At 71.9% G+C, this 12971-nt stretch carries 11 protein-coding genes; 2 read left to right on the forward strand and 9 right to left on the reverse strand.

What is annotated here, in order from left to right; genetic code table 11:
• Positions 1 to 49 precede the first annotated feature (49 nt).
• From topA to ABZV00_RS00435, 6 genes are all read right to left on the reverse strand, one after another.
• A complete protein-coding gene (gene topA, locus ABZV00_RS00410) occupies positions 50 to 2866 on the reverse strand; it encodes a type I DNA topoisomerase (RefSeq protein WP_355600576.1) in 2817 nt (938 codons plus the stop codon).
• A gap of 371 nt (positions 2867 to 3237) precedes the next feature.
• Positions 3238 to 3855: a hypothetical protein gene (locus ABZV00_RS00415; protein ID WP_355601303.1), complete on the reverse strand. Its 618-nt coding sequence runs from the start codon at positions 3853 to 3855 to the stop codon at positions 3238 to 3240.
• 143 nt (positions 3856 to 3998) lie between these two features.
• The gene (locus ABZV00_RS00420; RefSeq protein ID WP_355600579.1) at positions 3999 to 4541 is read right to left on the reverse strand and encodes a hypothetical protein; all 543 of its coding nucleotides are present in this window, start codon (positions 4539 to 4541) and stop codon (positions 3999 to 4001) included.
• Positions 4542 to 4657: 116 nt separating this feature from the next.
• The gene (locus ABZV00_RS00425) at positions 4658 to 7006 is read right to left on the reverse strand and encodes a sodium-translocating pyrophosphatase (RefSeq protein WP_355600581.1); all 2349 of its coding nucleotides are present in this window, start codon (positions 7004 to 7006) and stop codon (positions 4658 to 4660) included.
• A 317-nt stretch (positions 7007 to 7323) separates the two neighbouring features.
• Positions 7324 to 7761: an ATP-binding protein gene (locus ABZV00_RS00430; protein WP_328422729.1), complete on the reverse strand. Its 438-nt coding sequence runs from the start codon at positions 7759 to 7761 to the stop codon at positions 7324 to 7326.
• The gene (locus tag ABZV00_RS00435; protein ID WP_074316127.1) at positions 7758 to 8114 is read right to left on the reverse strand and encodes an STAS domain-containing protein; all 357 of its coding nucleotides are present in this window, start codon (positions 8112 to 8114) and stop codon (positions 7758 to 7760) included. Before ABZV00_RS00435 ends, ABZV00_RS00430 begins: the two co-directional genes overlap by 4 nt.
• 131 nt (positions 8115 to 8245) lie before the next feature.
• On the opposite strand from ABZV00_RS00435, the gene ABZV00_RS00440 reads away from it, so the two are divergent.
• Together ABZV00_RS00440 and ABZV00_RS00445 are read left to right on the forward strand one after the other, a co-directional pair.
• Positions 8246 to 10687, forward strand: coding sequence for a DEAD/DEAH box helicase (locus ABZV00_RS00440; RefSeq protein WP_355600584.1), 2442 nt, complete (start codon positions 8246 to 8248; stop codon positions 10685 to 10687).
• Between the two features lie 293 nt (positions 10688 to 10980).
• A complete protein-coding gene (locus ABZV00_RS00445; protein ID WP_328422721.1) occupies positions 10981 to 11559 on the forward strand; it encodes a hypothetical protein in 579 nt (192 codons plus the stop codon).
• A 165-nt stretch (positions 11560 to 11724) separates the two neighbouring features.
• On the opposite strand, the gene ABZV00_RS00450 is transcribed toward ABZV00_RS00445, so the two are convergent.
• The 3 genes from ABZV00_RS00450 to ABZV00_RS00460 form a co-directional block, all read right to left on the reverse strand.
• The gene (locus tag ABZV00_RS00450; protein ID WP_355601305.1) at positions 11725 to 12039 is read right to left on the reverse strand and encodes an Rv3654c family TadE-like protein; all 315 of its coding nucleotides are present in this window, start codon (positions 12037 to 12039) and stop codon (positions 11725 to 11727) included.
• Between the two features lie 315 nt (positions 12040 to 12354).
• Entirely contained in the window at positions 12355 to 12720 is a 366-nt protein-coding gene (locus ABZV00_RS00455) for a TadE family type IV pilus minor pilin (RefSeq protein WP_355601307.1), read from the reverse strand.
• Between the two features lie 77 nt (positions 12721 to 12797).
• Positions 12798 to 12965 (reverse strand): DUF4244 domain-containing protein, encoded by a 168-nt coding sequence (locus tag ABZV00_RS00460; protein ID WP_151492073.1) that lies wholly within the window; start codon positions 12963 to 12965, stop codon positions 12798 to 12800.
• Positions 12966 to 12971 lie beyond the last annotated feature (6 nt).

Raw genomic sequence — 12971 nt, forward strand, 5'->3', positions numbered from 1 at the left:
CGGGCGCACGGCCGAGCAACGCTGGCCATGCGCCCCGCCTCGACGGGAGTTACTCCGCCGGCGCCTTGCGGGGGGTCGCCTTCTTGGCGGCGGTCGCCTTGGCGGTGGTGGTCTTCTTGGCCGCGGTGGACTTCGTGGCCGCCGCGGTCTTCTTGGCCGCCGTCGCCTTCTTGGCCGGGGCCTTCTTCGCCGCCGCCTTCTTGCGCGGCGCCGGACCCTTGGCCCGCTTCTCGGCCAGCATCTCCGAGGCTTCCTCGAGGCTCAGCGCCTCCGGGGTCTGTCCGCGGCGCAGCGACGCGTTGAACTCCCCGTCGGTGACGTACGGGCCGAATCGGCCGTCCTTGATGACCAGCGGCTTCTCGGTCGCCGGGTCGACGCCCATCTCCCGCAGCGGCGGTGCCGCAGCCCGCCGCCCACGGGCCTTCGGTGCGGCCAGCAGGGCCAGAGCCTCGTCCAGGCCGACCGTGAACATCTGGTCCTCGGACTCCAGCGACCGGAACTCCTCACCCCGCTTGACGTACGGGCCGTACCGACCGTTGTTGGCGAACACCTCGACGCCGTCCGGCGCGACACCGACCAGCCGGGGCAGGCTGAGCAGCCTGAGCGCCTCCTCCAGGGTCAGTGAGTCCGGCGTCTGCGAGCGCAGCAGCGAAGACTTCCGCTCGCCGCTGGACACATACGGGCCGAACCGGCCGGACTTGAGCACGATCGGCTCGCCGGTGGCCGGGTCGTCGCCGAGCTTGCGCTCGCCGCTGCCGCCGAGGAACAGCTCGTGCACCTTCTCCGGGGTCAGCTCGTCCGGGGCCAGGCCCTCGGGGATCGGCGCGCGGTCGCCCTGGGCGCCGCCCTCCTCGCCCTCGCCCGCGGTGGCCGGCGTCGGCTGCTCGCCGCCGGGCAGCTCCCGCTGGAGGTACGGCCCGTACCGGCCGACCCGGACGACGACCTCGCGGCCGTCGTCGTCGGTGAAGAGCGGGATGGAGTTGACGCTGCGCGCGTCGATGTCGCTGAGGTTCTCGGTGACCAGCTTCTTGAGCCCGCCGGAGCGGGCGATGTCCTGGTCGCCGGCGCCGTTGGCGCTGCCGAAGTAGAACGCGGTGAGGAAGTCGACGGCGGCGTGGTCGCCGCCGGCGATCTCATCCAGCTCGTTCTCCATGCTGGCGGTGAAGTCGTAGTCGATCAACCGGGGGTAGTGCCGCTCCATCAGCCCGATCACCGCGAAGGCCAGGAACGTGGGGATCATCGCCTGGCCGCGCTTGGTGACGTACCCCCGGTCCTGGATCGTCTGCATGATCGACGCGTAGGTGGACGGGCGGCCGATGCCCAGCTCTTCCAGGGCCTTGACCAGCGACGCTTCGGTGTAGCGCGACGGCGGCTGGGTGTGGTGACCCTGGGCGGCCAGCTCGTCGGCGGTCAGCGGCTGGTCCTTGACCAGGGTGGGCAGCCGGCGCTCGGCGTCCTCGGCCTCGGCGTTCTCGTCGTCGCTGGACTCGACGTACGCCCGCAGGAAGCCCGGGTCGGTGATGGTCTTGCCGGTGGCGCCGAAGTCGGCTTCCTCCTGGGCGGCGGAGACCGCGCGGATGCGCACCGAGACGCTGGAGCCGACCGCGTCGGTCATCTGCGAGGCGATGGTCCGGCGCCAGATCAGCTCGTAGAGCTTGAACTCCTCGGCGGACAACTCCTTGGCGACCTCGCCGGGGGTACGGAAGTTGTCCCCCGCCGGGCGGATCGCCTCGTGCGCCTCCTGCGCGTTCTTCACCTTGCCGGTGTAGCGGCGCGGCTCCGGCGGCACGCTGCGCTCGCCGTACAGCTCGACGATCTGGCGGCGGGCCGCCGAGATGGCGGTCTCCGACAGGTTCACCGAGTCGGTACGCATATAGGTGATGTAGCCGTTCTCGTACAGCCGCTGCGCGGTGCGCATCGTCTGCTGAGACGACAAGCGCAGCTTGCGGGCCGCCTCCTGCTGGAGGGTCGAGGTGATGAACGGCGCGTACGGACGGCGACGGTAGGGCTTCTCCTCGACCCGGGTGACGGTGAACGGCCGTCCCTCGAGCCGGGCCGCCAGCCCACGGGCGCCACTCTCGTCCAGGTGCACGACGCCGGCTCCGGGCTTCACCTTGCCGGTGGTCGGCTCGAAGTCCTTGCCGGTGGCGATCCGGTCGCCGTTCAGCGCGATCAGGGTGGCGTTGAAGGCGCGCGGCCCCTCGCCGGCGTTCGCCACGGCGAGGCTGGCCAGGATGTCCCAGTATTCAGCGGTGCGGAAGGCCATCCGCTGGCGCTCCCGCTCGACCACGATCCGGGTCGCCACGGACTGGACGCGGCCGGCCGAGAGCTTCGGCATGACCTTCTTCCACAGCACCGGGGAGACCTCGTAGCCGTAGAGCCGGTCGAGGATCCGCCGGGCCTCCTGGGCATCGACCAGATCGCGGTCGATCTCCCGCGGGTTGGCCACCGCCGCCTGGATCGCCGGCTTGGTGATCTCGTGGAACACCATCCGCTTGACCGGCACCTTGGGCTTGAGCGTCTCCACCAGGTGCCAGGCGATCGCCTCGCCCTCGCGGTCCTCATCCGTCGCCAGGAAGATCTCGTCGACTTCCTTGGCCAGCTTCACCAGCTTGCTGATCTGCTGCTTACGGTCGGCGGAGACGACGTAGAGGGCCTGGAAGCCGTTGTCGACGTCCACCCCGAGCCGGGCCCAGGCCTCGCCCTTGTACTTGGCCGGCACATCGGCGGCGTTGCGCGGGAGGTCCCGGACGTGGCCGAAGCTGGCCTCCACGACGTACCCCGGGCCAAGGTAGCCCGAGATCGTCTTGGCCTTCGCCGGTGACTCGACGATGACCAGACGGGTGGTTCCAGCGTTGCTCGGCACGTCTCTCCCCGACCTCACTCCTGCTCGTGGCCTGCCGGCGCTCGGACAGCGACCGCTCTCGACCCCGCCGTCGCACCGGCGCTCCGGATGTCCAACGTAACGCGCCGCCCGTGTTTCGGGTTTCGGGGGCGGCAAACCGCTCTGTGCGGCGGTCAACTCCCGCCCCGCCGCGCTCGGCACTGTCGGACGGCGCCACCGTACACCGTGGGTAGGGCTCCAAGCGGGTCACTGTGACGATGGCAGACCCTCGGCCGAGGTCCGACCCGCCCGTTTTCCGCCAGGATCGGCCCGCCGGCTGTCCGGGACCGGACAGCCGGCCGCGGCGCCGACCTCCGCCGCACACTGGGCGGAATGACCGGTTCGCCCCTCGTTCAGGGTCGAGTCGGCCAGGCGTCGGCCGGTGCCGCGCGCGGCGGCCCTCCGACCAGCTCAGCGAGCCGACCCAACCGGCGCCGGCCGGTGATCCGGTACCCCGGGCCGCCCTCGCCTCGGCCAAGCAGTGTGCCGGCCAGGCCGGCGGCGGCGAGCGCCGCACCGATGGGTTGCCAGCACTCCTGGTCGCCCTCGCCGAGCCGGAGCAGGAAGCCGCCGGAGGGCTCCGGCGTCCCGGCCGCGGCGAGCCAGAGCCGCAGCCGCCGGCCGGTGAGGTGAAAGGCGGCCGGCGGGCGTTTCGCCGGGCCGTGCAGCCAGGCGACCGCGAGCGGCTTCAAGACCCGGGTGTACGAGGTACGGACGGCGTGTCGCTCGTCCCCGGTCGGCTCCCAGCTCGCCGCCAGCCCGCGCAGCGCCAACTCGGCGACGAGCACGTGCACCCGCCAGGCGGCGTCCACCTGTACCGAGAGGCGGGCGGTGCCGCCCATCCGTACCACCTCGCCCGGCCCGGCGAGCAGCCCGGCCAGGTCGGCGACCGTCGGTTCGGCTGCCTCCGCACCGAAGAAGACCAGTTGCCGCCCCGCGTCGTCGCTCTGCCGCGGCGAGGACGACGGCACGCTCGCCCCGGAGCGGAGCGGCCGGGTGCGCCGTCGTGCCGACCCGGGTGCCGGCACGTCGGGCTCGGGTGCCTGCGCGTGAGGCTCGGGTGCCGGGAACAGCGCCGGCAGCGGCTGGGCCGCTCCGGTGTCGCCGACCCCGCTCAGCGACACTCCGGCACCTCGTCGAAGGCTTGTTTCAGCTCCTCGGAGTTGAGCTGGCTGGTGTCCAGGGCGCTGGCGTCGTACTCCTTGTTGAGCGTCTCCACCGCGGCCCGCACACCGTCGTAGAAGACGGTCGGCTCGCCGGTGCCCAACCCGTCAATGGTGTCGCGGGCCCGGCCGTAGGCGTCCCGCATCTTCTCCAGTGAGCTGCGGAAACCGGCGGAGATGGCCGCGCCGTTGTCCGTCTCCGGGACGCCGGCCTGCTCCACCTTGCGGCGCGCGGTCTCGCTGGCCCGTTCCGCCCCACCGAAGAGCCGCACCAGGTTCTCCTTGGCCTGCGCCGGCGTGGTCTGCGCGGTCATCTGCTCATCCGTGCTGCTGGTCAACTTGCTGATCTCGGAGCGCCACGGGGTGAGCGCGCCGCAAACCGTGGCCGCCCAGGCCCGTGGGCTGGGGCCGCCGCCACAGCCGGCGAGCAGGACGACGAACGTGGCCAGAACCACCGTGATCTTTCCGGCGGCTGACGCCCGGCACGTACGCATGCGTTGCAGCGTACGGCCTTTGGCCAGGTGTGGCACCGGTCAGGACGGCCCGGAGGAGGACCCGGCGGTCCCCGGCCGGCGCGGCACGCCGACCGGGGACCCGATGCCGCGGATGGTCAGGCGTTGACCGTCTCCGGCCGGTGGTCCGTGCTGCCCGCACCGGTGTCGGAGTCGTCCATCGCGATGCCCTTGCGCTTGCTGAACACCACCGACGCCACGATGATCAGCGTGGCCACCACGGCGATGCTCACCCGCACAGGGGTGTTCCGGTCGTCGCCGATGCTGAACGCCACCACGGCGGGCGCGATCAGCAGCGAGACCAGGTTCATCACCTTGAGCAGCGGGTTGATGGCCGGGCCGGCGGTGTCCTTGAACGGGTCACCGACCGTGTCGCCGATGACCGTCGCGGAGTGCGCCTCGGAGCCCTTGCCCCCGTACGCGCCGTCCTCCACCAGCTTCTTGGCGTTGTCCCAGGCACCACCGGAGTTGGCCAGGAAGACCGCCATCAGCGTGCCGGCACCGATCGCCCCGGCCAGGTACGCCGCGAGCGCGCCGGGCCCGAGGCCGAAGCCGACCGCGATCGGCGCCAGGATGGCGAGCAGGCCGGGGGTCATCAGCTCGCGCTGCGCGTCCCGGGTGCAGATGTCCACGACCTTGCCGTACTCCGGGCGCTGGGTGCGGTCCATGATGCCGGGCAGCTCACGGAACTGCCGGCGGACCTCCATCACGACGGCACCGGCCGAGCGGGACACCGCGTTGATGGCCAGCCCGGAGAAGAGGAAGACCACCGCCGCACCGATGATCAGGCCGACCAGGTTGCGCGGGTTGGCCACGTTCAGCGAGTTGAGGATCTCCGTCCCGACGTCGCCCACGCCGGCATCCGCGTACGCGGTGCGGAGCGAGTCGGTGTACGAGCCGAACAGCGCGGTCGCGGCGAGCACCGCGGTGGCGATCGCGATGCCCTTGGTGATCGCCTTGGTGGTGTTGCCGACCGCGTCCAGCTCAGTGAGCGTCCGGGCGCCGTGCTCGTCGATGTCACCGGACATCTCGGCGATGCCCTGGGCGTTGTCGGAGATCGGCCCGAAGGTGTCCATGGCGACGATCACGCCGACCGTGGTGAGCAGGCCGGTACCGGCCAGCGCCACCGCGAACAGCGACAGCGTGATGGAGCTGCCGCCGAGCAGGAACGCGCCGAAGACACCGGCGCCGATCAGCAGCGCCGAGTAGACGGCCGACTCCAGGCCGATGCTGATGCCGGCCAGGATGACGGTGGCCGCACCGGTCTGCGAGCTCTTGCCGATGTCCTGCACCGGGCGCCGGTTGGTCTCGGTGAAGTAGCCGGTCAGTGCCTGGATCGCGGCGGCCAGCACGATGCCGATCACCACCGCGCCGATGGCCACGAGCCGCGGGTTGCGGTCGACGTCGGTGAGCCCACCCTCCAACTCGGCGAAGGTCGCCGGCAGGTAGGCGTAGGCGGCGATGGCCACCAGCACCGCGGAGAGCACCGCCGAGATGTAGAAGGCCCGGTTGATCGCGGTCAGGGCGTTGCGGTCGGACGCGCGCAGCCGGGTGATGAAGACTCCGAAGATCGCGACCAGCACGCCGATGGTGGAGATGATCAGCGGGAAGACCAGGCCGTCCTCGCCGAACGCGGCGCGACCGAGGATCAGGGCGGCGACCAGCGTGACCGCGTACGACTCGAACAGGTCGGCGGCCATGCCGGCGCAGTCACCGACGTTGTCGCCCACGTTGTCGGCGATGGTGGCGGCGTTGCGCGGGTCATCCTCGGGGATGCCCTTCTCGACCTTGCCGACCAGGTCGGCGCCGACGTCGGCGGCCTTGGTGAAGATGCCGCCGCCGACCCGCATGAACATGGCCAGCAGGGCGGCGCCGAAGCCGAAGCCCTCCAGCACGGTCGGCGCGTCACCCCGGTAGACCAGGACGACCAGCGCGGCGCCGAAGAGGCCGAGGCCGACGGTGAGGAAGCCGACCACACCGCCGGTGCGGAAGGCGATCTTCATGGCCGCCTCACGGCCGCCTTCGCGCTCCCGGGCGGCGGCGGCCACACGCAGGTTCGCGCGGGTGGCCAGCCACATGCCCGCGCCGCCGATGGACGCGCTGAACAGGGCACCCACCACGAAGAAGAGCGAGCGGCCGAACTTCACTGCGGTCTCGCTGCCGTCGGTGTCGTGCACCGGTAGCAGGAAGAGCAGCACCACGGCGATGACAACGAAGATCGCCAGGGTGCGGAATTGGCGGAGCAGGTAGGCCGAGGCGCCCTCCTGGACCGCCCCCGAGATCTCCTGCATGTTGGTGGTGCCCTTGCCGGCTGCCAGTACCGCCTTTGTCAGGGCGGCGGCGAAGGCGAGCGCTACCAGCGCAAGTACCGCGGCGATGACGACGTACGTGACATTGCTACCGGTAAGGGAAAGCCCGCCGCCGTCGGCGGCCAAGGTCTCGGACATCTGTGTCCTCCTGTTACCGAACACTCGCGCCGGTGAGTGGAGACGCACCGACCAGCGCCTGAATGCGGACTCGCAAGCGCGCGCCAACCCACCCCAGCGGACCAGCGATGAACACCCATACCCGCTGGCTGCGGGATGGATCACTTGCTGACAACCCGGGTACTGTAGCCCTCTGCAGTGTCGGAGGTCACACCCAGGTGGCACCGTGTCTCGATGATCTTCGTCGCTGTGTTATGAAACGAAATCTGATATAGGGCCCGGTCCATGACAACAAGGCCGCCTCCCCCGTGGGGAAGCGGCCTGTGGAGCGGGACGGATCAGCGGCCGAGCGGCCACACCATCCGCACCTCGGTGCCGATGCCCTCGTCGACCGGACGCACCTGAAGGTCCTCGACGAAGCCGGCGAGCAGCGCGAAGCCGACGCCGGTGGTCAGCGCCTCGTCGGTGAGCGACTCGTTGGCCAGCGCGTCCGGCGGCAACGCGGCCAGCCCGATGCCGGCCTCGATCGGCGCGCGGTCGACCACCCGCACGGAGTACGACCCGGCGTCGGACATCTCCACCAGCACCGGGTCGGCCAGGCCGTACTGGCGGTGCAGGGCCACCGCCCGGGTGCACGCCTCACCGATGGCCAGGCGCACCTCGTCCAGCAGGTCCTCCCGGACCCCGGCACGCCGGGCGACGGCGACACCGACCAGCCTGGCGGTGCGCACGTGAACCGGCGCCGGGGAGAAGGAGAGGCGGACCGTCGCCATCACGCGCTGGCGCCGGTCGGCTCCGCGCCAACGGCAGCGTCGACCGTGGGGTGCAGCGGGAACACCTGGTCCAACGCGGTGATCCGGAAGATCTTGAGCAGGGGCTCCTTGTCGCAGACCAGGGCGAACGAGCCGCCGGCCGTACGGAGCCGCTTGAGCGCGCCCACCAGCACGCCCAGCCCGGTGGAGTCGAGGAAGTCCACCCGACCGAGGTCGACCACCACGTGCCGGGCGCCACCGTCGATCAGTTCGAGAAGCCGTTCGCGGAGCCGGGGCGCGGTGTAGACGTCCACCTCACCGCCGACCTCGAGCACCGTGTGTTCGCCCACGGTGCGGGTCGCCAGCGACAGCTCCATCGGTCCTCCTTGCCAGAGCCGTAAACTCTCCTGGGCATCTAACCACTACCGCCGGGACACCCTGCGGTCACCGGCGGCGGCTTCCCTATACCCCCCGGTCCGACTTTTCATCTCCGAACACCAGTGCGAGAGTGCAGGACGTGACTCACGACAGCTTCAGCTCGGCGCACCTGTCGCCGCGCCACGACCTGAAGCCGTCGTCTCTCGCCACCGTATCCGCAGGTCCCGGCCCCGGACCATCGCCGACCGACCTGCTGCGCCGGCTGCGCGCCCGGGGCGCCGGCGACCCGGTCACCCACGTCGAGCGGGTGCCAGCCCGCGCCGGGGTGCCCGCGCCGTGGCCGACGTGGGCACCGACGGAGCTTCGCACGGCGTTCGCCGGCCGTGGCGTGGTCGCGCCCTGGCGGCATCAGGCCGAGGCGGCCAACCTGGCGTACGACGGTGGGCACGTGGTGGTCGCCACCGGCACCGCGTCCGGCAAGTCACTGGCGTACCAGCTCCCGGCGCTGGCGACGCTGCTCGCCGACCCCCGGGCCACCGTGCTCTACCTGGCGCCGACCAAGGCGCTCGCCGCCGACCAGCTGCGGGCCGTCACCGCGCTGGAGCTGGAGGGGGTACGCCCGGCCTGCTACGACGGGGACACTCCGCGTGCCGTGCGGGAGTGGATCCGCCGGCACTCCCGGTTCGTGCTGACCAACCCGGACATGCTGCACCACGGCATCCTGCCCGGGCACGCCCAGTGGTCCGGCTTCCTGCGCCGCCTGTCGTACGTGGTGATCGATGAGTGCCACACCTACCGGGGCGTCTTCGGCTCACACGTGGCGCACGTGCTGCGCCGGCTGCGCCGCCAGTGCGCCCGGTTCGGGGCGACCCCGGTGTTCGTGCTCGCCTCGGCGACCTCCGGCGACCCGGCGACCGCGGCCGGGCGGCTGACCGGCCTGCCGGTGACCGCCGTCACCGAGGACGCCTCACCGCGCGGCGGGGTGACCTTCGCGCTCTGGGAACCGCCGCTGCTCCCACCCGACTCCTCGGCGGCCTCTTCCCTGGCGCCGGCCCAGGCGGCGGGCGGGCACGACGACATGCCGGACCTCGTCCAAGTCCGCCGGTCGGCGCTGCGGGAGACCGCGGACCTGCTCGCCGACACGGTCGCCGAGGGGGTACGCACGCTCGCGTTCGTCCGGTCCCGCAAGGGCGCCGAGGTGGTGGCCGCCAGCGCGCGTCGGGCGTTGGACGATGCGGTCCCCGGGCTCGGCGACCGGGTAGCCGCCTACCGGGGCGGCTACCTGCGCGAGGAGCGGCGCGAGCTGGAGCGGGCGCTCCTGGAGGGTGACCTGCTCGGCCTGGCCTCCACCAACGCGCTGGAGCTGGGCGTCGACCTGATCGGGCTGGACGCGGTGCTGATCTGCGGATACCCGGGCACCCGGGCGTCGCTCTGGCAGCAGGCGGGCCGCGCCGGGCGCTCCGGGCAGGAGGCTCTGGCGGTGCTGGTGGCCCGGGACGACCCGCTGGACACCTATCTGGTGCACCACCCGGAGGCCATCTTCGGGGCGCCGGTCGAGGCGACGGTGCTCGACCCGGCCAACCCGTACGTGCTGGCCCCGCAGTTGGCCTGCGCCGCCGTCGAGGCACCGCTCACCCCGGCTGACCTGGCGCTCTTCGGCGACGGGGCGAAGGAGGCGATCGACGAGCTGGTGGCGGCCGGGGCGCTGCGGCAGCGACCAACCGGCTGGTACTGGCGGCACCGTGAGCGCCCCGAGGTGGACCTGCGCGGCGAGGGCGGCGCCCCGGTAGCCGTGGTGGAGTCGGCCACCGGCCGGCTGCTCGGCACGGTGGACGGCGGCTCCTCGCACTTCCTGCTCCACCCCGGCGCGGTCTACCTGCACCAGGGCGTCTCGTACGTGGTCGACGACCTCGACCTCGCCGACGGCTGCGCGCTGGTGCACGCCGAGGAGCCGGACTGGTCCACCCACGCCCGGGACGTCACCGATCTGTCCGTGGTCTCGGTGCGCTCCTACGTGGACGCCGGGCCGGTCGGCATGTTCCTCGGCGAGGTCGACGTGACCAGTCAGGTGGTGTCGTACCAGCGGCGCCGGATCGCCACCGGCGAGGTGATCGACACCCGGCCGCTCGACCTGCCCACCCGGGAGCTGCGCACGGTCGCGGTCTGGTTCACCCTGTCGCCGCAGTCGCTGACTCTTGCCGGGGTCCAGCCGGCCGAGGTACCGGGTGCGCTGCACGCCGCCGAACACGCCGCGATCGGCCTGCTGCCGCTGATGGCCACCTGCGACCGGTGGGACATCGGCGGGCTCTCCACCGCTGTGCACCCGGACACCGAGGCGCCGACCGTCTTCGTCTACGACGGACATCCGGGCGGCGCCGGCTTCGCCGAGCGGGCGTACGGGACGGCTTCGGCGTGGCTGCGGGCCACCCGGGACGCGATCGCGGAGTGCGGCTGCGAGACCGGCTGCCCCTCCTGCGTGCAGTCGCCGAAGTGCGGCAACGGCAACAACCCGCTCTCCAAGCCGGACGCGATCCGGGTGCTCGACGTGGTGCTGGCGAACCTGCCCGCCTGAGCGTCGCTGCATGATCAGGAGAAACTCACCACCGACCAGCAGATCGCGCTCGGGTCCGCGCTGGCCGCCCTGGCCCAGGCGGAACGGCTGGAGCAGATCAACGAACGGCTGCGCGGTATCCACCAGATCCTCAACGGCTGGATGATACGCGCCACCGTCGACGGCCGCTGACCGTCACCGGAACCGATGGACGAGGTGGATCCACCGCTGGTGGGAGCGCCGGGGGATGCGGGCCGGCGGCAGTTGCCGGGCTGTGCGAGACTCCGGCCCACCAACCCCCCTGAGGAGACCACATGCAGCTCGACAATTTGCAGACCCTGCGGCAGTTCCACATCCGCCAGCGACTGCGGATGATGGTCAACCAGTACGAGGTCCGGGCGGTCTCGCCGGACGGCACCGAAGGTGAGCTGCTGGCGTTCGCGCAGCAGAAGCGGCTCGCCTTCAAGGAGCAGGTGACGATCTACACCGATGACTCCAAGCAGCAGCCCCTGCTCGGCTTCAAGGCCCGCCAGCGCATCGACCTCGGCGCCACGTACGACGTCACCGACGCGGCCGGCAACCCGATCGGCCTGTTCCGCAAGGACTTCGCCCAGTCGCTGCTCCGCTCCACCTGGCACGTCGAGCAGGCCGGCCTGCCGCAGGTGACCGGTCAGGAGCGCAGCATGCCGGTGGCATTGCTGCGCCGCTTCGTCGACTCGCTGTCCTGGCTGCCGTACCACTTCGACTTCACCGCTGGCGGCCAGCCGGTCTTCTCCGTGATCAAGAAGTGGGGCCTGCGCGACAAGTACGTCGTCGAGGTGCACAACCCGCAGATCGACCGCCGTCTGGTCATCGCGATGGCCGTCGCCCTCGACGCGCTCCAGTCCCGCTGACGCACCCGGCCCACTCGGCCACCCACCCCTTCGGCCGCTGGCCGGGACACGGGCCCCCAGCCCACGTCCCGGCCAGCAGGCTGCCGGCCGCCGGCTATCGGCTGCGTCTGCGTCTGCGTCTGCGTCTGCGTCTGCATCGTGTTCGACGGGTAGGGGTCGAGCCGTTCAGCCGCGAACCGGGCCGGCGCGGGCCGTAGACGCCGCGACCCGGGTCAGACCAGGCAGGGGCGTGATCACGACCTCGACGGTCACCAGCACGTCCAGCCCGTCGAGACGACAGGCGACCATCCGCCCACCGTTGCGACCGGTGACGTCGGCGGCGAACGCGCATGCCGCCGCGTCGCCGTCGAACGCCCTGGCCGCTCCGGCCAGCGCACCCAGATCGGCCGCCACCGCCGCCCGTTGAGCCGCCATTCCGGTCGCGGCGACGGCGGCGCCGAACGTCCCTACCAGCACGAAGACCAGCCCCACCGCCAGCAGGAGAACGGTAGCCCCACCGCGATCACGATCCTGCCGCTCGGCACCGAACCGCTCGCTGCTCGGTCGTTCCCCACGCGACCAATCGGCCTCCGGGCGCTCGGTGCTCGGTGCTCGATCGTTCCCCACGCGACCAATCGACCTCCGGGCGGTCGATGTTCGGCCGCTCCCCGCGCGACCAGTCGACCTCCGGGCGGTCGGCGTTCGGCCGCTCCCTGCGCGACCAATCGACCTTCAGGCGGTCGGTCTTCGGCCGCCTGTGGCGCAGGTACGGCGGGCTCGTCATGGTTGCCTGCTCCGACATGCCCTGCCGGCTGTTCACCGGCTCTCCTCCATGGCCCCGGGTTCCACGGCCGCGACGGCGGTGGCGACCACGGTGATCCGCGGGAGCCGACCGCCAAACGCGCGTACAGGTGCCCGCACCGTCGCCTGCGCCAGATCCCCGTCGATTGACACCGACACCTCCGCTCCCGGAGGCGCCACGTCCCGGCCATCGCCGCTGCCGTCCGCGCCCCGGGCGGCGGCCAGCGCGGCCTCCCGGGCCGCGTGCAGGCAACTCGCCCGGATGCTGACGGCGTTGACAGCGGTCAGGCCCGCGAGCAGAAGCAGGAGCAGCGCCGGCAGGCCGGCCGCCAGTTCGGCGGTGAAGGACCCCCGGTCGCCATCGCCCGCCCGGAGGCCGATGCGGAATCTCCGCCCGCCGCCGGCCGTCCACTCGGTGGCACCGGTCCCCCGATCGCGGCCGGCCTGCCGGCGCCCGATCACTTGAGCGCCCGGTCGATGACGGCGGTCAGCGCCGACTGGACGTTGCCTGAGGTCAGGACCTTCAACAGGATCCCGGCGAACGCGACGGCAGCGAGAGTGCCGACGGCGTACTCGGCGGTGTTCATCCCGGCGTCGCCACGCAGGCGGCCGATGAGTTTGCGCATGGCTGT

Origin of the sequence: Micromonospora sp. NPDC005173, from assembly GCF_040608515.1 — a bacterium.
In the GTDB taxonomy this organism is placed as follows: Bacteria; Actinomycetota; Actinomycetes; order Mycobacteriales; family Micromonosporaceae; genus Micromonospora.